At 48.9% G+C, this 22,307-nt stretch carries 18 protein-coding genes; 15 read left to right on the forward strand and 3 right to left on the reverse strand.

Going from position 1 to position 22,307, the window contains the following annotated elements:
- Window positions 1-77 precede the first annotated feature (77 nt).
- The 13 genes from secA to ACU70B_RS01575 all read left to right on the forward strand — a co-directional run bounded on the left by secA (window position 78) and on the right by ACU70B_RS01575 (window position 15,623).
- Complete coding sequence (secA, locus tag ACU70B_RS01515) at window positions 78-2,570, forward strand: preprotein translocase subunit SecA (protein WP_447184603.1); 2,493 nt, start codon at window positions 78-80, stop codon at window positions 2,568-2,570.
- Entirely contained in the window at window positions 2,570-3,361 is a 792-nt protein-coding gene (locus ACU70B_RS01520) for a flagellar motor protein (protein WP_447184604.1), read from the forward strand. Before secA ends, ACU70B_RS01520 begins: the two co-directional genes overlap by 1 nt.
- A gap of 4 nt (window positions 3,362-3,365) precedes the next feature.
- Window positions 3,366-4,184: an OmpA/MotB family protein gene (locus tag ACU70B_RS01525; protein ID WP_447184605.1), complete on the forward strand. Its 819-nt coding sequence runs from the start codon at window positions 3,366-3,368 to the stop codon at window positions 4,182-4,184.
- 47 nt (window positions 4,185-4,231) lie between these two features.
- Window positions 4,232-5,294, forward strand: a protein-coding gene (gene prfB, locus ACU70B_RS01530) for a peptide chain release factor 2 (protein ID WP_447185681.1) whose coding sequence is annotated in 2 segments (ribosomal slippage) — window positions 4,232-4,267 and window positions 4,269-5,294 — 1,062 coding nt in all. Because the reading frame shifts where the segments join, the coding sequence is not laid out codon by codon here.
- Between the two features lie 181 nt (window positions 5,295-5,475).
- Window positions 5,476-6,294, forward strand: a complete 819-nt coding sequence (locus tag ACU70B_RS01535; RefSeq protein WP_447185682.1) for a transketolase — start codon at window positions 5,476-5,478, stop codon at window positions 6,292-6,294.
- A 32-nt stretch (window positions 6,295-6,326) separates the two neighbouring features.
- A complete protein-coding gene (locus ACU70B_RS01540) occupies window positions 6,327-7,271 on the forward strand; it encodes a transketolase family protein (protein ID WP_447185683.1) in 945 nt (314 codons plus the stop codon).
- Between the two features lie 66 nt (window positions 7,272-7,337).
- Window positions 7,338-8,021 carry a cell division ATP-binding protein FtsE gene (gene ftsE / locus ACU70B_RS01545; protein ID WP_447184606.1) on the forward strand — a complete coding sequence of 228 codons (684 nt, stop codon included), beginning with the start codon at window positions 7,338-7,340 and terminating at the stop codon, window positions 8,019-8,021.
- Window positions 8,018-8,902, forward strand: coding sequence for a permease-like cell division protein FtsX (ftsX, locus tag ACU70B_RS01550; RefSeq protein ID WP_447184607.1), 885 nt, complete (start codon window positions 8,018-8,020; stop codon window positions 8,900-8,902). The genes ftsE and ftsX overlap by 4 nt, the downstream gene beginning before the upstream one ends.
- A gap of 102 nt (window positions 8,903-9,004) precedes the next feature.
- Window positions 9,005-10,147 (forward strand): murein hydrolase activator EnvC family protein, encoded by a 1,143-nt coding sequence (locus tag ACU70B_RS01555; protein WP_447184608.1) that lies wholly within the window; start codon window positions 9,005-9,007, stop codon window positions 10,145-10,147.
- Between the two features lie 217 nt (window positions 10,148-10,364).
- The gene (locus tag ACU70B_RS01560; protein WP_447184609.1) at window positions 10,365-11,513 is read left to right on the forward strand and encodes a S41 family peptidase; all 1,149 of its coding nucleotides are present in this window, start codon (window positions 10,365-10,367) and stop codon (window positions 11,511-11,513) included.
- Between the two features lie 149 nt (window positions 11,514-11,662).
- On the forward strand, window positions 11,663-12,901 hold the full coding sequence (locus tag ACU70B_RS01565) for a PDZ domain-containing protein (RefSeq protein WP_447184610.1): 1,239 nt from the start codon (window positions 11,663-11,665) through the stop codon (window positions 12,899-12,901).
- 68 nt (window positions 12,902-12,969) lie between these two features.
- Entirely contained in the window at window positions 12,970-14,058 is a 1,089-nt protein-coding gene (locus ACU70B_RS01570) for a hypothetical protein (protein ID WP_447184611.1), read from the forward strand.
- A gap of 134 nt (window positions 14,059-14,192) precedes the next feature.
- Window positions 14,193-15,623 carry a sigma-54 interaction domain-containing protein gene (locus tag ACU70B_RS01575; RefSeq protein ID WP_447184612.1) on the forward strand — a complete coding sequence of 477 codons (1,431 nt, stop codon included), beginning with the start codon at window positions 14,193-14,195 and terminating at the stop codon, window positions 15,621-15,623.
- Between the two features lie 91 nt (window positions 15,624-15,714).
- Here the strand turns inward: ACU70B_RS01575 and ACU70B_RS01580 are convergent, their stop codons facing one another.
- The 3 genes from ACU70B_RS01580 to ACU70B_RS01590 all read right to left on the reverse strand — a co-directional run bounded on the left by ACU70B_RS01580 (window position 15,715) and on the right by ACU70B_RS01590 (window position 19,332).
- Window positions 15,715-16,986: an ArsB/NhaD family transporter gene (locus tag ACU70B_RS01580; protein WP_447184613.1), complete on the reverse strand. Its 1,272-nt coding sequence runs from the start codon at window positions 16,984-16,986 to the stop codon at window positions 15,715-15,717.
- Between the two features lie 94 nt (window positions 16,987-17,080).
- The gene (locus ACU70B_RS01585) at window positions 17,081-18,256 is read right to left on the reverse strand and encodes a YkvI family membrane protein (protein WP_447184614.1); all 1,176 of its coding nucleotides are present in this window, start codon (window positions 18,254-18,256) and stop codon (window positions 17,081-17,083) included.
- 275 nt (window positions 18,257-18,531) lie between these two features.
- Window positions 18,532-19,332: an acyl-CoA dehydratase activase gene (locus tag ACU70B_RS01590; protein ID WP_447185684.1), complete on the reverse strand. Its 801-nt coding sequence runs from the start codon at window positions 19,330-19,332 to the stop codon at window positions 18,532-18,534.
- 576 nt (window positions 19,333-19,908) lie between these two features.
- Between ACU70B_RS01590 and ACU70B_RS01595 the strand changes: the two genes are divergently transcribed.
- Both ACU70B_RS01595 and ACU70B_RS01600 read left to right on the forward strand, forming a co-directional pair.
- The gene (locus ACU70B_RS01595) at window positions 19,909-21,132 is read left to right on the forward strand and encodes a 2-hydroxyacyl-CoA dehydratase subunit D (protein ID WP_447184615.1); all 1,224 of its coding nucleotides are present in this window, start codon (window positions 19,909-19,911) and stop codon (window positions 21,130-21,132) included.
- Window positions 21,133-21,144: 12 nt separating this feature from the next.
- Window positions 21,145-22,302, forward strand: a complete 1,158-nt coding sequence (locus ACU70B_RS01600; protein WP_447184616.1) for a 2-hydroxyacyl-CoA dehydratase subunit D — start codon at window positions 21,145-21,147, stop codon at window positions 22,300-22,302.
- Window positions 22,303-22,307: the final 5 nt, after the last annotated feature.

Below are 22,307 nucleotides of genomic sequence, written 5' to 3' on the forward strand. Positions count from 1 at the left end.
TATAAAAATGTTAATTTATTGAATGCTGAATACGAGGAACCTGGATGGTTCCTCTTTTTTTAAGAGGAGAGATACCGATGATTAAAGATGCCCTTAAAAGGTTACTGGATGACAATGAAAAAGAGGTTAAACGGCTGCGCCACAAGGTGGAGGCAATAAACCGGCTGGAAGCAGACTATACCGCCTTGCCCGCCGAGCAATTTCCCCAAAAAACTGCAGAATTTAAGGAAAGGTTAAAGGGCGGAGAGAATTTAAACGATATATTAGCTGAGGCTTTTGCCCTGGTACGGGAGGCTTCCCGCCGAACTTTGGGAATGAGGCATTTTGATGTTCAGCTTATCGGCGGGATGGTGCTGCATGAAGGCCGAATAGCCGAGATGAAGACAGGTGAAGGTAAGACCCTGGTAGCCACCCTGCCGGCATATCTGAATGCCGTGGAAGGAAAAGGGGTTCACATTGTAACCGTCAACGATTACCTGGCCACCCGCGACTCGGAGTGGATGCGGCCGATTTATGAGTATTGCGGCCTGTCAGTGGGACTTATCGTCCATGACTTAAGCTATGAAGAGCGTAAACATGCCTATTCTTGTGATATTACTTATGGAACCAACAACGAGTTTGGTTTTGACTACCTGCGCGATAATATGGTGATTGCCGCCGAAAACATGGTGCAAAGGGACCTGCATTACGCGATCGTTGACGAGGTTGACTCGATCCTTATAGATGAGGCGCGTACCCCTTTGATTATTTCCGGTGAGGGGGACAAACCCACCAACCTCTATTACCAGATAGCCAAGTTCATTCCCCGGCTGGTAAATGAAGAGGATTATAAAATAGATGAAAAAGCTCACCTGGTAACCCTGACCGAAGACGGGGTGCGCAAGGTGGAAAAACACTTTGCGATTGACAACCTGTCTGAGAATATGGAACTGGCCCACCATGTGAACCAGGGGCTCAAGGCGTACGGCCTTATGAAGCGGGACCGGGATTATGTGGTTAAGGATGACCAGGTGATAATAGTAGATGAGTTTACCGGACGCCTGATGTTCGGGCGCCGTTACAGCGATGGACTGCATCAGGCGATCGAGGCCAAGGAAGGGGTCAAGATTGAGAAGGAGTCGCAGACTCTGGCCACCATAACCTTCCAGAATTATTTCCGCATGTTTGAAAAACTGGCCGGCATGACTGGTACCGCCAGGACGGAAGAAGAAGAATTCCGCAAGATCTACGGCATGGATGTGGTGGTCATACCTACCCACAGACCTATGGTAAGGGATGACAAGCCGGATATCATTTACCGCAGTGAAGCGGGAAAATTCCAGGCGGTGGTGGAAGATATCGCGGAGCGCTACCGGACCGGACAGCCGGTATTAGTGGGTACTATATCCATAGAAAAATCTGAGCTTTTAAGCGATTTGCTGAAAAAAAGGGGCATTCCCCACCAGGTTTTGAATGCCAAACACCATGAGAAAGAAGCCCAGATCATAGCCGGCGCCGGTGGCAAAAACACCGTAACCATAGCTACCAATATGGCGGGCAGAGGAACCGACATTGTGCTGGGCGAAGGGGTGCAAGAGCTGGGCGGCCTGTATGTGCTGGGTACCGAAAGGCATGAGGCCCGGCGTATCGACAACCAGCTGCGGGGACGTTCCGGACGTCAGGGTGACCCGGGCGAATCGCGGTTTTATGTGTCGCTGGAAGATGATTTGATGCGGTTGTTTGGAGCTTCCACCATCGAAGGGGTTATGGATCGCCTGGGCATGGATGACAGTATGCCGATTGAAAACAAGATGGTTTCGCGGGGTATTGAAAATGCCCAGAAGAAGGTGGAAAGCCGCAACTTCAGCATAAGAAAGAATGTTCTTGAATATGACGATGTTATTAACCAGCAAAGAGGAGTCATTTACGGGGAACGCAAAAAGGTGCTGGATGGGGAAAATCTGAAAGATACCATCTCCAGTATGATTGATGATGTTATCGATGAGGTGGTTAACGGCTATGCCGGTGAAATCAAGTATTCTGATGATTGGGATCTACCGGGTTTGCTGGCCTATATGGAACAGCATGTGCTGCCCCGCATAGATTTTACCGTTGACGGCCTCAAAGGGATGACCAAAAGAGAGGTCAAGGAATTATTCCAGGAACGCACCCACCGCCTCTACGAGGAAAGGGAAGCGGAAATGGGCGGCCAAACCATGCGGGAACTGGAAAAGGCCATTATGCTCAGGATCATAGATGACAAGTGGATGGATCACATCGACGCCATGGATCAGCTGCGCAATGGTATATCCCTTCGGGCTTACGGCCAGAAGGATCCGCTTATTGAGTATAAGTTTGAAGCCTTTAACGCTTTTGAGTCTATGGTCTACAGTATAAAGGAGGATGTCGTCCGCTTTATACTGCGGGTCAAAGTGGTGCAGCAGCCGCAGGAGCGTAAGACCTTTGTCAATCAAGGGGAGGAAGCCGAGAAAAAACCCATTCGGGTAGGCAAGAAAATAGGACGCAATGAGCCCTGCCCTTGCGGCAGCGGCAAAAAGTATAAGAATTGTTGTGGAAGAGGGGTTAGTTAATGGACATAGCGACTCTAATAGGATTACTCCTGGGATTCGGAGGATTACTGGGCGGATTCTTCCTGGAAGGCGGCACCATGAGGATGCTCCTGGTGGAAACCGCTGCCTTGATCGTGTTCGGGGGTACCTTTGGAGCGGTAATATTAAGCTTTACCATGGAGGAAATCAAGACCGTTCCTTATTTTCTCAAGGTTATATTTGCAGATAAAAAAATTGATTATTTAACGGTTCTTGATTCCCTGGTAGAGACGGCTGACAAGGCCCGGCGGGAAGGCTTGCTGAGTCTGGAAAGCCAGCTGGGCGAAATAGGCAATCCTTTCCTGGCCCGGGGGCTGCAGTTGGTGATTGACGGAACTGACCCTGAACTTACCCGCAATATGCTGGAAATGGAGATAGAAGCCTATGAAAAAAAAGAAAAAGTGGGCTTTGAAATATTCATGGCAGCCGGCGGTTTTGCGCCTACCATGGGTATTATCGGTACGGTCATGGGGCTGGTCCATGTTCTGAGCAGTATATCTGAGCCGGACAAGCTGAGTGGCGCCATCGCGGTAGCCTTTTTGGCTACTCTTTACGGTGTGGCCTCGGCCAATGTGCTCTGGATTCCCTTTGCCAACAAGATAAAAGGCAAATCGGAAAAAGAAGTCCTGTTGATGGAGCTGGTACTGGAAGGTATACTCTCCATTCAGGCGGGAGAGAATCCTCGGGTAATAAGAGAAAAACTGATGACCTTCCTGCCGCCGCAGACCAGAGAGGCTGCGGCCGAGCAACAGCAGGCCCAGGCAAGGATGTGATTATATGGCAGGGCGCAGGAAAAAGCAACCGGAGAAAGAAGCCAATATGGAGCGCTGGCTTATTACCTATTCCGATCTGATTACGCTTTTACTGATATTTTTTATCCTGATGTATACCATGAGCCAGGTTGATGCCCGCAAATATGCAGCCGTAGCCAATTCCCTGAGCGTGGTTCTGACCGGGCAGGCTATGTCGGTACTTGACACTCAGGGCCCTTCCATGATACAAGGAATATCGGGGCAGCAAATGCCGGAAGGCCCCGGACCGGCTCCCGCCCAGCAGGGAGAACTGGATGAAGTGAAAAAAATAATTGCGGAATTTATAAACACTAAAGACCTGGAGGCCAGTCAGGCACAGTCTCAGGGAAACACCGCGGTTACCAAGCTGAGTGAACATATAATAATATACGAACAGGAACGGGGACTGGTTATAAGCTTCAAGGATACCCTGCTGTTCGCCAGCGGCTCCGATCAGTTGACCCCCCGGGCCCAGGGCATAATCCGGGATATCGGTAAAACCCTGGTTAAAATACCCAACTATATCCGGGTGGAAGGCCATACCGACAATTTGCCCATCAATACCGGCAAATTTCCATCCAACTGGGAACTCTCGGTACTGCGGTCTTCCAATGTGGTACATGTACTTAATGAAGACGCCGGGATTCCGGCCGAACGCCTGTCCATAATCGGCTTTGGCGAATACCGCCCCCTGGTTCCCAATGAGGATCAGATCAGCCGGGCCATGAACCGCCGGGTGGACATTGTCATACTGAAAAAGAAATATGACTATTTTGAACCATCCAGCAGTACATCGCAACCTTAAAGGAGTGAAAGATATTGATTGAAGACCCGCAAACTGTTTGTAGCGATATGATCAAACGCCTTGAAGAAATGAGGGCTTCTCTTTGACATTGATGGTCAGAAGAAGGAGATAGAGGCCCTCCATAAAAAAACCCTGGACGAGAACTTTTGGAATGACCGCCAGGAAGCCCAAAAGGTTTTAAAAAGCATTAGTGACCTGCAGGAGAGTATCAATAGATTCTGCAATCTCTGGGAAGAGGCTAATTATATTAAGGATATCCTGGACATGGCCGAGGAGGATGATGATCAGGAGCTCTGGAATGAAACTTCAGATGAATTAACAGGACTGCAGAAAAAATTTCGGGAGTTTGAACTCCTGGTTTTGTTTTCTGGAATCCATGATGAACGGGATGCTATTCTTTCCCTGCATGCCGGTGCAGGCGGCACCGAAGCCCAGGATTGGGTGGAGATGTTGTTTCGGATGTACATGCGCTGGGCGGAATCGTCCGGTTATACGACGGAAGTTATGGACTACCTGGACGGGGATGAGGCGGGAATAAAGAGTGTGACTTTCATGGTCAAGGGCAAATACGCTTTTGGCAAACTCAAGTGTGAAGAGGGGGTGCACCGCCTGATAAGGATTTCACCTTTTGACTCCTCCGGGCGGCGCCATACTTCATTTGCGTCTCTTTCGGTATTACCTGAGATAATCGAAAATGTGGAGGTTAACATTAATCCGGAAGACTTGCGCATAGACACCTATCGCTCGGGTGGCGCCGGCGGCCAGCATGTAAATAAAACTGATTCTGCGGTTCGCATTACCCATCTGCCTACCGGTATTGTGGTGCAGTGCCAGAATGAACGTTCCCAGCATGCCAATCGCCTGGCGGCCATGAAGATTTTGACCGCCAAACTATATGAGATGAAGCAGAAAGAAGCCCAAAATAATTTACAGAATCTCAAGGGGGAATATAAAGAGATAGCCTGGGGAAGCCAGATAAGAACCTATACCCTTAATCCCTTTAATTTAATCAAGGATCATCGCACCAACCTGGAGGAAGGCAATGTCCAGGCAGTCCTGGACGGCGGCCTGGACGACTTCATCTACGCCCGCCTGCAGCAGAAGGCGTAATCTTGGTTGGCGAGGACGCGGAATACGCGGATTCTTAAGGGGATAACGCGGTATTGGGAAAATGGGAGCCATTAAAAGACTTAACGCAGAAGCTTAAGGGTATTGATTAAAAATAACCGCGGGAATCCTTTATAAATCCGCGACTATTATTAAAACTTAAGGAGCGCGAAAGGTGAAGGAGATTACCGAACAGTCAATAGCAATCACCACCGAGAAAGCCCGGCAGATTCGCCGGGACATAATAAGCATGCTGGGGCAGGCAGGTTCCGGACATACCGGCGGTTCGCTGTCCGCCAGCGACATATTGGCCTGCCTGTATTTCTGGGAAATGAATATCGACCCCCAAAACCCGGACTGGAAGGCAAGAGACCGCTTTGTCCTCAGCAAAGGTCATGCCGCACCGGTTCTCTATGCGGCCCTGGCGGAAAAAGGGTTCTTTCCCCGTGATTACCTTAACCGGCTGAGAAAGCTGGGCAGTCCCCTGCAGGGACATCCCGATATGCGCAAGCTCCCCGGAGTGGAAGCCTCTACCGGCTCCCTGGGACAGGGCATATCCTGGGCGGTGGGTATGGCCCTGGCCGGCAAAATGGATAAAAAACCTTACCGGGTATATGTTCTGCTGGGCGACGGCGAAATTGAGGAGGGGATGGTCTGGGAAGCCAGCATGGCGGCAGCTCATTATAAACTGGACAATCTCATGGCCTTTGTCGATAATAACGGATTGCAGATTGACGGCCGGGTGGAAGAGGTTATGTCGCCCCTGCCCATCCCGGATAAGTTCAGGGCCTTTGGCTGGGAGGTGCTGGAGATAAACGGGCATGATCACCGCCAGATCATGGAGGCCCTGAACACCGCCCGCACGGTGCCTGACAAGCCGACCGCCGTAATTGCCCGCACCATAAAAGGCAAAGGTTGCTCCTTCATGGAGAATCGGGCGGAATGGCACGGAGTAGCTCCCAAACCCGACGAAGTCGAAAAAGCCCTGGCTGAATTAGGGTAATGGGTGGTTAATTTAATATCAGGAGTTGACGGATTTTGAATAAACAGGCGACGAGAGATGCTTATGGGAAAGCCCTGGTGGAGCTGGGGCAATTGCACGATGATATTGTAGTACTGGATGCCGATCTTTCCAAGTCGACCAAAACCGCCGATTTTGCCAAAATATTCCCGGAGCGTTTCATCAATGCCGGGATTGCCGAGCAGAACATGGTGGGTATGGCCGCCGGGCTGGCTGCGGCAGGTAAAGTGGTCTTTGCCAGCTCTTTTGCTGTTTTTGCCGCTGGCCGGGCCTTCGAGCAGGTACGCAATTCCCTGGCATATGCCAACCTGAATGTAAAAATTTGCGCCACCCACAGCGGAATTACCGTGGGCGAAGACGGCGGCTCCCACCAGTCGGTGGAGGACATTGCCATTATGAGAAGCATACCTAACCTCAGCGTAATCGTACCTGCTGATGGAGCCAGCACCCGCCTCGCTCTGCGAAAGCTCTATGAGCAGCCGGGACCGGCTTATTTGCGCCTGGGGCGGTCGGCGCTGCCATTGATATATGAAGATGATACGGATTTTCAAATCGGCCGTGGTATCGTGCTTCGTGATGGCCGGGACGCCACTGTGATTGCCTGCGGAACTACGGTATCCCTGGCTCTGGAAGCGGCGCATACCCTAGCCGAAGAAGGAATTCAGGTATCACTGGTTGATATGCACACCATCAAGCCCCTGGATCAAGATTTGGTTGTTCGCAAGGCGAGGGAAACCGGAGCCATATTGACGGTTGAGGAGCATAGCATAATTGGTGGGCTGGGGGGCGCAGTATGTGAGGCGGTAAGTGAAAAATATCCGATTCCGGTAAGGAGAATGGGAATTGACGATATTTTTGGACAATCCGGCAACCCTGATGAGCTAATGCAGCATTATGGCCTGACGTCCGATAAAATAGTACAGAATATACGGCTTTTACTTAAAAAGAAACTAAAATAAAAAAGGATTTCCCGGTATTTTTGTAGAACCACCAATATTGGTGGTTTTTTTATTTGGAGGTAACAGATGTTAGTTCAGTTTTATAACGTCTCCAAGATATATCCCAATGGAGTTAAAGCTCTGGATGATATTTCCCTTAAAATAGATCGGGGTGAATTCCTGTTCCTGATGGGCCCCAGCGGAGCAGGAAAGTCCACTTTGGTAAAGATGCTGTTTCGGGAAGAATTGCCCACCCGGGGACAGATATTTCTGGCGGCCCGCAGCATAGTAAGGATGAAACGGGGCGAGGTTCCCAAACTAAGGCGTAATATGGGCATTATTTTTCAGGATTTTAAGCTGCTGGAGAATAAAACGGTGTACGAAAATGTTGCTTTTGCCATGGAAGTGGTGGGAGCCAACAGCCGGGAAATTAAACAACGGGTACCGGAGGTAGTCAGCCTGGTTGGATTAAAGGGCAAGGAAAAATCGTTTCCGGGGGAGCTTTCCGGAGGTGAGCAGCAGCGGGTTGGAATCGCCCGGGCACTGGCCAACCGCCCTCTGCTCCTGATAGCCGATGAGCCTACCGGCAACCTGGATTTAGACACCTCCCATGAGATTATGGAATTGCTCTTTGGCATCAATCGCAAAGGAACTACTGTAATTATGGCCACTCATGCCCGGGAGTTGGTAAAAAACGCCGGTAAGCGGGTAATTATGCTGGAGGATGGTAAAATAGCGGCCGATAACCCATCCGGGGAGGCCATACTATGAGACCGGGCAGTATTTTTTATTTCCTGGGGCAGGCCTGGCAATCACTGCTTAGAAATCGCCTTTTGAGCTTCGCCACTGTTTCCACCGTGGCGATTTCCATACTTATATTGGGCTTTGCCGTTTTGCTTTCTCTTAACGCCGGCGAGTTTATGAAGCATCTGGAATCAGACGTAGAGATTGTTGCCTATTTGGATCAGGAATTGACCTCAACCCAGATTACTGATATCAGGCAGGAACTGAAGGCTATCCCGGGAGTAGAGTCGGTAAACTTCTTTTCCCGGGACCGGGCCCTGGAGAAGCTGCAGGGCAGTTTCGGAGGGAAGGATTATAACCTTAAGGATACTTTAGGAGAGAATCCGCTGCCCCATAGTTATGAAATCAAAGCCCGGGATCCTCATGCCGTACCCCGGATGGCGGAAAAAATTAAGAAGATTGACGGGATTTACAAGGTGAATTACGGACAGGGCGTGGTGGAAAGGCTTTTCAAAGTAACCCGCTGGGTTCGCCTCATCAGCATGGTATTCATAGTCCTTTTAGTTGTGGCGGCCGTATTCCTGATAGCCACTACCATTCGCCTGGCTATTTTCGCCCGCCGCAAGGAGATTTACCTGATGAAACTCATCGGCTCCACCGACTGGTTTATACGCTGGCCCTTTTTTATCGAAGGGGTATTCCTGGGTACGTTCGGTGGGCTTATTTCTATCCTGGTACTGGCTGCAGGCTATGGTTCGTTAATCCAGCGAATTGATGCGCTCTTTTTCCTGCCTCTGGTTACCGATCCGGGAATGTTGACCAACGTCTATCTGGGCTTGCTGGCAGGCGGGGCTCTGCTGGGGATTATAGGAACCTGGGTATCACTGAATCGCTTTTTGGATGTCTAATTTAAGCAATCCGGTTATAAATTCTTAAGATAAAATAGACGCGGAAAACCCAGATGAATCCGCGCCCAAGCAATAAATCAAACCAGAAAGGTTGGGGAGAGAGTGAGAAGTAGAAAACACCTGCTGGCGGCTGGACTGGCCCTGGTTCTTTTGAGCGGCGCTATTTTCCCGGTCTATGCCGATCCTCTGCAGGAACAGCAGCAGAAGCTGCAGGAAGTTAACCAGCAGATTAACCGGCAAAGGAATAATATAAACCAGGCCCGTAAACAGGAAAAGTCCATTATGGGACAGATCGGCAGTTTGGATAAGAATATCAGCAAAACTGAAGCCGATATTAAAAATACCGGGGAGCGGGTTGCCTATCTGGAGACGAACATTAACCAAGCCGAAAAGGAGATTAAGGCAGCGGAGGAAGCTCTGGCCGAACAAAGTGATATTTTGGGCAAGCGGCTGGTGTTCATCTACGAAAAAGGCGGCGATGTCTCCTATCTGGAGGTATTGCTCTCAGCCACTGACATTAAGGACTTTTTAACCCGCTATGATCTTTTAAATGTCATAGTGGAACAGGATGTGGAGCTTATTGAATCCATAAATAAAGAGAAACGGGAACTGTCCCTGAAAAAATGCGACCTGGAGGTAAAGCAGAAAGAGCTGCGGAATATTCAGGCCGAGTGTCTGGCCCAGAAAGAGGAACTGGACGCCCAAAAGGATGAGAAGCAGAAACTTCTGGGCAATGTACGCCAGGAGAAGGAAGCCTATGAAAAAGCCCTGGATGAGCTGGAGCGGACCTCGCAGGAACTGGAGACGATAATCCGCCAGTACCAGGCGGGCAACAGCGGCGGTCAGGCCGGTACCGGCACCTATACCTGGCCTGCCCCTGGTCATACCGGCATATCCTCGCCTTATGGCATGAGGTTCCATCCCATACTTAAGCAAAGAAGGATGCACACCGGCATAGACATAATCGCCCCCATGGGAGCTACCATAGTTGCGGCCGACAGTGGAACGGTCATGTATGCCGGTTGGATGTCAGGCTATGGTCAGGTGTTGATCGTAGATCATAGCAATGGTTTGTCTACCCTCTATGCCCATCAATCCCGTTTTCTGGTAGGGAAAGGAGCCAATGTGGAAAAAGGCCAAGCTATAGGGAAGGTAGGCAGTACCGGATGGAGCACCGGTCCCCATCTTCATTTTGAGGTACGTATAAACGGAACTCCCACCGACCCCACGGGTTATGTACGCTAGGAATAATCAGCGAGTCAGGGTCAATACCCTGGCTCATTTTATTTAGCTGGCTAAGATAGCGGGGAAACCGATATAATGAATGAGTTGAAATAAACGCGGGCTTGCTTGTTGATTTTGCGGAGAGATTAATTCCTCTGCGGCTGCAGGAATATTTTACCCGCCTTAACTGGCATAGGATGAAGCCGGTATAAATACAATAATGTATGGTGGTGGAAGTTTGAAGAAAAAATCTTTTTTAAAAGGCCTGATTGTTTTCTTGAGTATAATGGGTGCTCTGTTTGTTACCGGACTGGTTTACGTCTTTTTAACCAATGCGGGCGGGCTGAATACCTTTATCAGCGTTCTGGGACTGGTGAAGACCCAATCCTTGTACGATATTGATAATTCCCGGGTCTTTGAGGGGGCGGCTTCAGGCATTGTATCTTCCCTTGATGACCCCTATTCAGAATACCTGGATAAAGATACCTGGCAGGATTTAAAAATACGGCTGGATGCCAAATTCGGCGGTATCGGCGTCTATATTTTACAGGATAATCAGGGGCGATTAAAAATTCTGTCGCCTATAAAAGGTACTCCCGCATACAAGGAGGGCATTAAACACGGGGATATTATCATCAAGATAAATGACGACAGTGCCGTGGGCATGAGTCAGGATGAGGCCGTACATTTGATGCGGGGTGACCCCGGAACCCAGCTGTCCCTCAGCGTTTACCGCGAAGCGGACGGCAAGGAGCATACCTTCCGTATAACCAGGGAAATTATCAATGTACCCTCGGTGGAGGCAAAGGTGCTGGACAGTGCCGATCAGATCGGTTATATAAGCCTCAACCAGTTTGGTACCCGTTCTGCCGAAGAGATTAAAGCCAGCGTTAAAGATCTGGTGGAGAGCAAGAAAGTCAGGGGATTGATACTGGATCTGCGTAATAACGGCGGCGGTGATTTCGATGTTTCCGTCGACATTGCCGGGGTATTTCTGGATGGGGATAAGGTTGTAAGCGTGGCCGATGCCCAGGGTAATGAAAAAGTATACCGGGCCAGCAAGGGCAAGGTAAATACCGCCATGGTGGTTCTGGTAAACGAAGATAGTGCCAGCGCCTCGGAGATCCTGGCTGCCGCCCTGCAGGATAACGGGCGGGCAGTTTTGGTGGGCAAGAAGACCTTCGGCAAGGGGCTGGTGCAGACCGTGTTTCCCCTGCGCAATGGCGGCGCTCTTAAGCTTACCACTCAGAAGTACTACACTCCGGCTGGAATCGATATCAATGAAGTCGGCATAACCCCGGATTACGTGGTGGAGAATAAAGACAATGACAGCCAGGACCGACAACTGGAAAAGGCGGTATCCCTTATAAAAAAACAAATATATTAGAAAAAACGCGTCCTTGATTGCGAACGGTTAACATCAGCGCCCTCATAGAGGGCGGGTTTTCCCTACTGAATCTTAACCTTAAACATTGGGCCAGAATCCCCCGCTACCCGTGGGGGTTTTTTCTTCCAGAGCGTAAAGGAGATGGAAGCTTGGAGCTGTTGGTTTCAATTGTGGTCCTAATGGGGAAAGTACTCCTTAATGCCTTTACTTCGCCCATGTTCATTATTATTTATCTGCTCCTGCTGATTATCGTCGCCTGGCAGTACCGGCGCATGGAAGACATAACCCGCAGCCTCCACAACTATACGCGCAACCGCTACCTGCAGTCCGCCCTGGTTTCTGCTGCACTGGGTATCCTGGGCGGTTTGCTGGGCAGCATCCTGCTGATTTTTATCGGCATCGACTTAAGCCACCTGGGAATCATGTATCTGTGGTTGGCAGCGGTCTTGCTGATGCTTGTCAATCCCCGGTTTCTATGTTTTGCCTATGCCGGGGGTATACTGTCCCTGATAAGCTTAGCGGTCGGCTATCCTGACATCAATATCGCCCAGCTAATGGGTCTTATAGCCGTGCTGCATATGGTGGAAAGTATGCTTATCCTGCTGAACGGCAGTGCCGGCCCTATACCCATATACCTGAAGCGCAGCCATAGCCTGCGGGGCGGATTTAATCTGCAATACTTCTGGCCCATCCCTTTGATTGCCCTGATGGCCAATGGTTTGGCCGACCCCGCTGCCGGAGTAAGCATGCCTGACTGGTGGCCGCTGATCAAAGATTATTCACCATTCGATTACGGACGCCACTATTCCCTCCTGCCCGTTCTGGCCGTGCTCGGTTACGGCGAGATCTGTTCCACCCGTACCCCGGAGCAGAGGGTGAAGAAGTCGGCCCGAAACCTTTTTGGTTTTAGCATAATCCTGCTGCTGCTTGCTATTTTGTCCTCCCACTGGGGGCAATTGACCATCATAGCCGCTCTTTTCAGTCCGCTGGGCCACGAATTTGTAATCTGGCTGGGCATGCGGGAAGAGAGTACCAGTCAACCCATTTACGTAAAGCCGCCTCGGGGGATTATGGTGCTGGAAGTAAAGACCGCTTCTCCGGCCAGCCGTTCCGGCATCAGGTCGAGAGACGTAATCTTAAGCATTAACGGCGAACCGGTAAATGAGCTGTATGCTGTTCAGCAGTTTCTAAGCTGCGGATTTAAAGAATTGGAATTCGAAATATTGCGGGAAGGTCAGCGCATCCTGCTTCAGCTCACCCGTAAACCCTGGCAGGAATTAGGCGTTATACCGGTACCGGATAATACTACCACCCGATACCTGACCCTGGATGACGGCAGCCTCTTTGGCTTCACCCAGCGAATTGGGCGCAAGCTTAAAAAAAGGTAGCCGGAGTATTAACATTCCGTATCCCAAATGAATACCTTATAGCAAAGTATTATGGAGGGGTTAGGGAAATGAGCAAATCGGGAGAAATTCGTTATGTTTTGACCAGCAGCAACACCAGCCAGGGGTTTTACACCTTTATTCCGGACCTGATACGGGGATTAAGGAAGATATATATATTAAAAGGGGCTCCTGGTTCGGGCAAGTCCACGTTTATTCGCCTCTTGGGCGAATCGCTTTCCGAAAAGGGGTATGAGATTGAGTTCTGGATATCGGCTCTGGACCCGGTAAATCCCGATGGCGTGTATATTCCCCGTCTGGGCACAGCTGTTATCAACGGCAGTCTGCCTCAGCCTATAGACCCCAGATATCCGGGTGCCACCGGGCATATAATCTATCTGGGAGAATACCGCAATAAAAAAGAATTGAACGGCAAAACCAGGGAAATAATCGAGTTGATTGACTGCCAGGAGGAGCAAAACGGCAAGGCTTATGATGTCTTAAGAAGCGCCAGCCAGGCCCGGGAGCAGATCAAAACAGCGGCCCGGGCTTGCTTGAATATGGGCAATATCCGGCAGCTGATTGAAGAGCTGGCCAGTGAATTGTTGCGCGAACAACCGGGGGAAAGGCATTATTTTGCCAGTGCCGTAACTGCCGATGGGGTGGTCAATTATATTGACGAAATCAGCAACGAATGCAAGCGGCGTTATATCTTAAAAGGGCCTCCGGGCAGCGGCAAGTCCCTGGTTGTTACCGAGCTGGCTCGTTTGGCCCGGGAGAAAGGATATTTTCTGGAATACTATCACTGCGGTTTCGATGTGGAAAGCATTGTCATGGTCATTATCCGCAACCTGCAACTGGCGCTTATAGATGGAGGGAATATGGAATTATCCGTTAAGCCCTGGGATATTGTCATTGACATGACCGCCTATCTGGATAATTATGACCCGGAAGCGGCAGCAACCCGGAGCAGTGAGGCCTCTCGCAATTATGAATCGCTGCTGCTGGATGCGCAGGTGAAACTGGAGAGCGCCCACTCCACGCTCAAGGAGTTAAAGAAGATTTATACCGGCTTCATGGATTTTGAGCAACTGGATGACCGACGCCAGGAAATCCTGGAGGAAATAATCAACAACGGCTCCCGGCCCCAATTCCTGTAAGATTGTGGAGCATAGGCGATATATTCGGTTTTATTTGCCATTATGATACATTGCGCAACCGGTGAAGATGCAATAGCATATAAAATAGGAACCATGTATGCTGCGGTCATTAGCTCTTGATAGGAGTGAGTGTAATGGATTCCACATCATCTTCACCCTCAATCAGGGTTGATCTTTCCTACGACGAAATGGCAGCTGTTATTCAACAATCCTATGATGGCATATTGGTGACTGACTACAATGCTGATGTTGTAATGGTAAACGATTCCTATTTCCGTATTACCGGGCTTAACAAGGATCAAGTGGTAGGTAAAAATTTCCGTGAATTTTTTGCCTTGACCCCTTATCAAAAAGCTGCCTGTCTGGATGTATTGGAGCGAAAAGTCCCGGTAACCTATACTCATTCCAATCTGATACCGGGCAAGACGGTCATGGTAACGGCGAGCCCCATTTTTGACAGTGAAAATGAGATCCGTCTGGTAATAACCAATTGCCGCGACATGACGGAGATGGTGCAATTAAGGGAACAGCTTGAAAAAGCGCAGGAGATGGAGGAGCTGTACTATAAGCATCTTGACGGGCTGAAACAGTTAAAAACCTGTCCCATAGCGGTAAGCAGTAAAATGAAAGAATTATTGATGGCGGCTCTGAAGGTCAGCTTAGTCGATATAACCGTTCTGATAACCGGTGAATCAGGGGTGGGAAAGGAAGTATTGGCCCGGTATATCCATGAAAACAGCCCCAGACAGGCGGAGCCTTTTGTACCGGTCAACTGTGGCGCTATTCCCGAACAGCTTCTGGAATCGGAGTTCTTCGGATATGTTGGGGGAGCTTTCACCGGGGCCACCAAAACCGGGAAAAAAGGCCTGTTTGAAACTGCCAACGGGGGGACCCTTTTTTTGGATGAGATTGGCGACCTGCCTTTTAACCTGCAGGTAAAACTTTTGCGGGCTCTGGACAGCGGTGAAATTACCAGAGTGGGGGCTAACAGTCCCACCCCCGTAGATATAAGATTACTGGCGGCAACCAATCAGGACCTCAATCAAATGGTCCAGGAACACAGGTTCAGGGAAGATTTGTATTATCGTTTAAACGTCGTTAATCTTGACATACCGCCGCTGCGTGAACGCCCCGAAGATATCCGTCCGCTTTGCATGCATTTCCTGAGAGAATGCAACCAGCGCTACGGGGAGGCCAAACGGATTAGCCTGGATGTGCTAAGGGCCATGGAAAATTACAGCTGGCCCGGGAATATCCGTCAACTGAAACATGCCATGGAACGCATGGTGGTTTTAAGTCACGGAGATTATTTGGAAACATCGGCATTGCCCTGTTCTGAGTTGAATCCCAATCTGCAGAGCCAGATTGATGCTAATAAAGCGGTTACCGTTAATCATTTTATTTCCATCCCTCAAGCAATCGAAGAAGTGGAAAAGCAAATATTGTGTCATGCCATGAAACAATGTTCCAGCAGCCGCCAGATAGCTAAAAATACCGGTATAGACCAGACTACGGTTTTGCGTAAAATAAAAAAATACGGGCTGCAGCATGAACTCCATAAATAAGTTTTGATATTCTAAACCAAGGGGAATATACCCTGCCGGCAGATGCTGTCTGCTTCCCGGGTATATTCCCTTTGATAAATTATAAAACCGATTATACCAAGAACAGCAGTAAATAAATCATCGCAATTACTATCGACACCAGCATTAAGGGGAAGGCAATCTTCATATAACCGAGGAAAGTCATCGGATAGCCTTCACGCGATGCGATTCCGGAAACAATTACATTAGCTGAAGCGCCAATTATGGTACCGTTGCCGCCCAGGCAAGCTCCCAGGGAAAGCGCCCACCATAAAGGCATGATGTCCATATGTCCGATAGTTCCCATTTCTTTAATCAACGGAATAAAAGTGGCTACAAAGGGTATATTGTCGATGAAGGCGGAAGCAATAGCGGAAAGCCAGAGGATTAATATGGCCGAGATGGTTAAATCACCGTGAGTAACGGCAATCGCTCCCCTTGCCATGTCTTCAATAATACCCACTTTCTCCAGCCCTCCTACCAGGATGAATAAACCTATAAAGAAAAACAGGGTGGCCCATTCAACCGTCTGCAGAACCTCTTCCGGATTTTCACGGGTTATCAGCAGCAGCACAGATGCTCCCGCAAGGGCTATAGCTGCCGGCTCAAGACCCAGCGCGGAGTGGGTAATAAAGCCCAATATTACGAGAGCTATCAGGGTTAGAGATTTGATCATCAGGGGCCGGTCTTTTATAGCATCTTCAGGGTTCATAGCCTTCAGCTTGGCCTTGTCTTCTTCAGCGGCCTGCAGTTTTTTGCCATAGATAACCTTTAATAGCAGGATAGTAACGATAAATATCACTATTACCACCGGAGCTATATTATAAATAAAATCCATAAATCCGAGTCCGGCCGCGCTGGCAATCATGATATTAGGCGGGTCGCCGATCAGGGTTGCGGTTCCGCCTATATTCGAGGCCAAAATTTCCGCTATAAAGATGGGCACCGGGCTAATGCGTAAAGCGGAGCAAATAGAGATAGTCACCGGAACTATCAGTAGAACGGTGGTAACGTTGTCAAGAAAAGCTGAAGCTACTGCGGTTACAATACTAAGTGCTATCATGGTCTTGACCGGGTCTCCCCCGGTCTGGTGAGCGGCTTTGATAGCCATGTACTCGAATACCCCGCTTTTCCTGGTGATGCCCACGATTATCATCATGCCTGCCAAAAGGCCGATAGTATTGAAGTCAACTTTACCGACGGCCTCGGTAAAGTCAAGAATGCCCAATACTACCAAAAGGGCTGCACCAAAGAGGGCTATAGCAGTACGGTGGATCTTTTCGGAAATAATTACGGCATATACCAACAAAAAAAGTATAGCGGAAAACCATACTTGCCAGTCCATCGCATTTTCCTCCTATGTTAGAAGATATATAATAAATAGGGGCAAGAAGGACTATTCATCGCTCCTTACCCCGCATCTCAGGATTAGGTCTTTCTTAGGCCGGTATGGAATCGGATTCGTCAATACCGTTTGCTGCCCTTAATTCAGTAGCCTTCCTATTTTTATATCCAGCCACGAATATACCGGGAATTACCACAATCAGGAGGCCAAGATAACCCACAGAACCGTAACCCTTTACTACAATAGCGGTCAGACCAAAAATGGATATCGAAGTACAAATGACCGTAGTAAGAATGGAAATAGCTATGCGTCGTGCTCTCAGATTTTCGAAAATACCGGAACTGGGCTGCCATACATTTTCAAATCGAGCCACCATGGAAAATACCAGAGTTACGGCAGTGGATACCAGCGCAATGAACAGTACCAGGCTATAAATCGCCAGCATCCAGGAGTATCCCAGAGAAGTAGCGACAAAGTGAACGGGCAGGGTTTCTTTAAGCACTTGGGGAGAGAATCCCAGCAACATAACACAGGCGAGCAGGAGCATTATTGCGTTCATGGCAAACCCGTACCCGAAGAAGGTATTACACTCCTTGGTACTTCTGACATCTTGGGCACATGAAATAATCGGCATCAGGGTAAAAGACTGAAATCCCACATATACTAATGCCTTCCAGAGGGCGGGGCCGAAGCTGGTACCAAATGTATCGCGGGCGGCCATAATGTGGGTGAAATTGACCCAGCCTGCCTTAATTCCCAGAAAAAATGTAAGTCCGACAGCAACCAGCAGGAAATAAGTCATATATTTAGAGGCGGCAATAATAAGCTTTGATCCAAATATAGTCATTACCAGCAAGATGGCACCGATTATAACGATAGCCAGACCATAAGGAATACCTGTTGTTTTGCTCAGGAGGGCGGCGCCACCGGCAACAGCTGCGCTGACACCGCACAGGATAAGGATTATATAACCGATTTCGAAAATGGGGGAAAATATCTTTTCATAGGGATGGAAAAGTGCATTGGCATAGCTCTTATAATCATAGGTCTTATTGTCTTTGGCAAAAATGAGGCCGTTCCTATGGCAGTATCCCAGCAGGAGCATAGCCAATATTCCCAGAGGTATGGCATACCAGCCATATTGTACATAGAAATTTACTTCCTGGTTGCCGGTAGCAAAGCCACCTCCGCAATGGGTTCCGAACCAGACTGCCGCCATTCCGAATGCAATACTTGCAGATGTTGCTGCCGCTTTTTTATTTTCTGTCATATTATTATCCTCCTTATATTACCTAACTATTACACCGTCATTTGGGGGGAGCATGCCTATGGGCTTTGTGATAGTGGTTTTTCACTGTAAGCGATGCAAACCTTATTGGATAATGCACAAGAATCAACCTCGTCTTCAGCAGGGATGGTCCCTGCCCTATTCGTTATTATTAAGCAAGCTTGGTTTTAAAGAGATAACTTATTCTATATGGGGTCATGTCCTGCGGTCATGGACAAAATGAAGGAATTACGTAAATCATTTACCAAAATAGTGACTTAGGCATACATTGGTTGGGATGCTGAAATGGTTATTTCTTTCATGGCTATCAGTGCTGCGCCCAGAGCGCCGGTCAGTTGGCAATCAGGTGCGACCGTGATATCTTGCTGCAGTTCGTCGGCCAGAGCATTTACCAGCCCTCCGTTTTTAGCTACCCCTCCGGTCAGGACAATATCGGGATTTACTCCTACCCTGACGGCTAATCCGGCTACACGTCGAGCCACCGATTGGTGTATGCCTGCAGCGACATCAGCAGGTTTAACTCCAGAGGCTAAGCGGGATATTACCTCTGATTCTGCAAAAACTGCGCACGTGCTGCTGATATCGATGACAGCGTCGGCTTGTTCAGCTAGCGTACCCAGTTCGCTTACATCTACTTCCAGCACCCTTGCCATAACTTCCAGAAAACGGCCTGTTCCCGCTGCGCATTTGTCATTCATGGCAAATCGGGATACTATGCCTTCTGGAGTCAAAGACATGGCTTTTACATCCTGACCGCCGATATCAATGATCGTGCGGACCGATGGCACCAAGTGATGAACTCCCAAAGCATGGCAGGTAATTTCACTAATTTGATTGTCAGCTCGCTGAAAGCCTATTCTTCCGTATCCGGTCGCGATAGTTCTGGTTATGTCCTCCCATGCTAGACCGGATTTAACAAAGATTTCATCCACAACTCTGACAGGTCCGGTTGTACCTGCCCCGCCTGGAACTACGGCATTGGCAATGACATTTTTCTCCTTATCGATAATTACGACCTTGGACGAAGCCGAGCCTATATCAATCCCCAGCGCGTACACCATATGATCCTCCTTTCGCTATATTCTTAATCGGATGGTGATTTGTTGCTGCACTTCTGTAAGAGCAAAATATATGCCAATAGTGTTTTGACCAAGAATGCCTGCTCCATGACCTCTTATAAAAACCTCTGTCTGACCCGTAATCCACCGCCCAAAATAATTTCCGGTGCTATGACGATTACGATATGGAATAGTCTGTTGGGGCATTCCGCCGACACGTTTTTGAGGTAAAATGCCTCGAAAGTGATATATTTCACATAAAATACTCGAATCAAATAGCGTGAGAATGAAGTTTGTCGAAAATTGAGGCACAAATACGGCACTGAGGTAAAAAGCCTAACCATAAAAAGTAAACAACAGAATAAAAAGGTATCCGGCGAACTGCTGTTTAAAGGTCTGGTTTCCCGGAAATAAACGCTTCCGACCCTGCTTCCGCATATCTTTCACAAAGGTGGTTTTATCCACACAAACCAACTGGCATAGCTTTTGCAATCTCATACGGCCAAACTGCAGAATCTGAATTTTGAGCCGTTCGTAATTGACAACCAAATTAATAATATATGAGAGGTGTTTGCTATGACAGAAGAAAAGCCGACTTCAAAACAATATCTGGCCGAGTTGACTGCCAAGCATTACCAGGACGCTATTGAAGGCAAAAAACGCGGCGAACTGGTAGCCTGGTCCTCGTCCATAGCTCCCCAGGAGTTCTGTGAAACTATGGGGATTCATGTCCTGTATCCCGAGAATCATGCCGCTGCCATCGGCGCCAAAGGCGGCGCCCTGCCCCTGATTAACTACGCCGAGTCCCGGGGCTATTCGGTTGACCTCTGCTCCTATGCCAGAATCAACCTGGCCTTCAAGGACATGCAGGAATGCTGCTTTGAAAATATTCCTCTCCCGGACTTGCTGATTATCTGCAACAACATTTGCAATACCCTGGTTAAATGGTACGAAAATCTTTCCCGGGAATTGAACATCCCTCTTATCTGCATTGACGTGCCCTACAACATTGAATATGAAATCAGCCCAAAACGGGTGGAGTATATTAAAGGCCAATTCCGGGAGGCCATCCGGCAATTGGAGGAAATATGCGGCAAACCCTTTGATTACGACCGCTTTCAGGCTGTTATGGAAAATTCCAGTAAAGCCGCCAAGGCGTGGAACCGGGCTATGAAATATACCGAATACACACCTTCGCCCCTTAACGGGTTTAATATCTTTAATTATATGGCGATGATGGTCTGCATGCGGGGACGGGAGGAGTCGGCCAAGCTGTTCGACATGATTGCTGACGAAATGGAAGCTATGGTTCAGAACGGACAGAGCCAATTTCCGGTGGAGGAAAAATATCGGATTATGTGGGAGGGAATAGCCTGCTGGCCCTATCTGTCCCACAATTTTAAGACCTTTAAGCAGTACGGGATAAATATGGTGGGTTCCACTTATCCCGAAGCCTGGACCCTGCTGTATGAAGCCGGAGATATCGACGGGATGGCCCGGGCTTATGCCGGTGTTATGAACAACTGCAACCTGGAACGCCAGATTGACCTCCGGGTAAGAATCATCGAGGAATGCAAGTGTGACGGAGCAGTCTATCATTTGAACCGCAGCTGCAAGCTGATGGACTTTATGCAGTACCAACTGGCCCAGGAGGTGTACAAGCGCACCGGAGTACCATATATAACCTTTGACGGAGATCAGACTGACCCCAGGAATTTTGCCAAAGCCCAATTTGAAACTAGGATCCAGGCGCTGGTTGAAATGATGGAAAACAACAAGGCGAAAGCGCAACAACTTTAGGAGGTGATAATAATGGAAGCGGTTAAAGAAATACTTGACGAGATGAAAGATGCGGTATCCAACCCCCGCCAGGCAGTAAAGGACTATAAGGAAAAGACAGGCAAAGGCGTAATCGGTTGTTTCCCGGTCTATTGCCCGGAAGAAATTGTCCATGCAGCAGGCATGCTTCCTATTGGAATATGGGGCGGACAGACCCAGGTTTCCCAGGCGCATACGGTTTTCCCTCCCTTTTGCTGTTCAATTATGCAATCCATCATGGAATTTGCCCTAAAGGGCGTATACAGCGACCTGGATGCGGTTATTATTCCGGCCCCCTGCGATACCCTGAAATCGATTGGACAGGATTGGCTCTATGCTATTCCTGATATCAAGGCTATACTTACGGTTTATCCCCAAATGAGAAAAATAGCAGCGGGGGTTGAGTATCTCAAGTCCGAGTTTCAGGATATCAAGAGCGCAGTTGAGGCAATTGGCGGCGAACCTATAAGCGATGAAGCCCTTAATAAAAGCATTGAGGTCTATAATGCGCATCGCAGAGTGATGCGGGAGTTTTGCTCAGTGGCCCGCCGGTATCCTGCAACCGTTACCCCGGCCGTAAGGCATCTGGTTATCAAGAGCGGATATTTTATGGAAAAAGGCCAGCACACTCTGCTGGTGAGCGAATTGATTAATGAGCTCCATAAGCTTCCGGCGGAAGAATTTAAGGGCCAAAAGGTTATATTGACGGGAATTATGGCTGAACCTGACGGCCTTTTGGAACTGTTCAGCGAAAACGGCATTACTGTGGTGGGGGACGATCTGGCTCATGAATCCAGACAGTTCAGAACCGATGTCCCGGCCGGCAGTGACCCGCTGCTTCGTTTAGCCCAGCAATGGTCAGTGATTGAAGGATGTTCGCTTGTCTATGACCCGGAGAAAAAACGCGGTGACATGCTGATCGACATGGTAAAAGAAAGCGATGCCGACGGAGTCGTGCTTTGTATGATGAAGTTCTGTGATCCGGAAGAGTTCGACTATCCGATACTTACCGTCGAACTGGAAAAAGTCCGCATTCCTCTGTTATACCTGGAAATAGACCAGCAGATGCAGTCGCTGGAGCAGGCCCGGACACGTATTCAGGGATTTGCAGAAATGCTTGCCAGTTATAAAGATTTGAAGCGGTTAGCATAGAAGGA

This window comes from Syntrophomonas curvata (genome assembly GCF_052976825.1).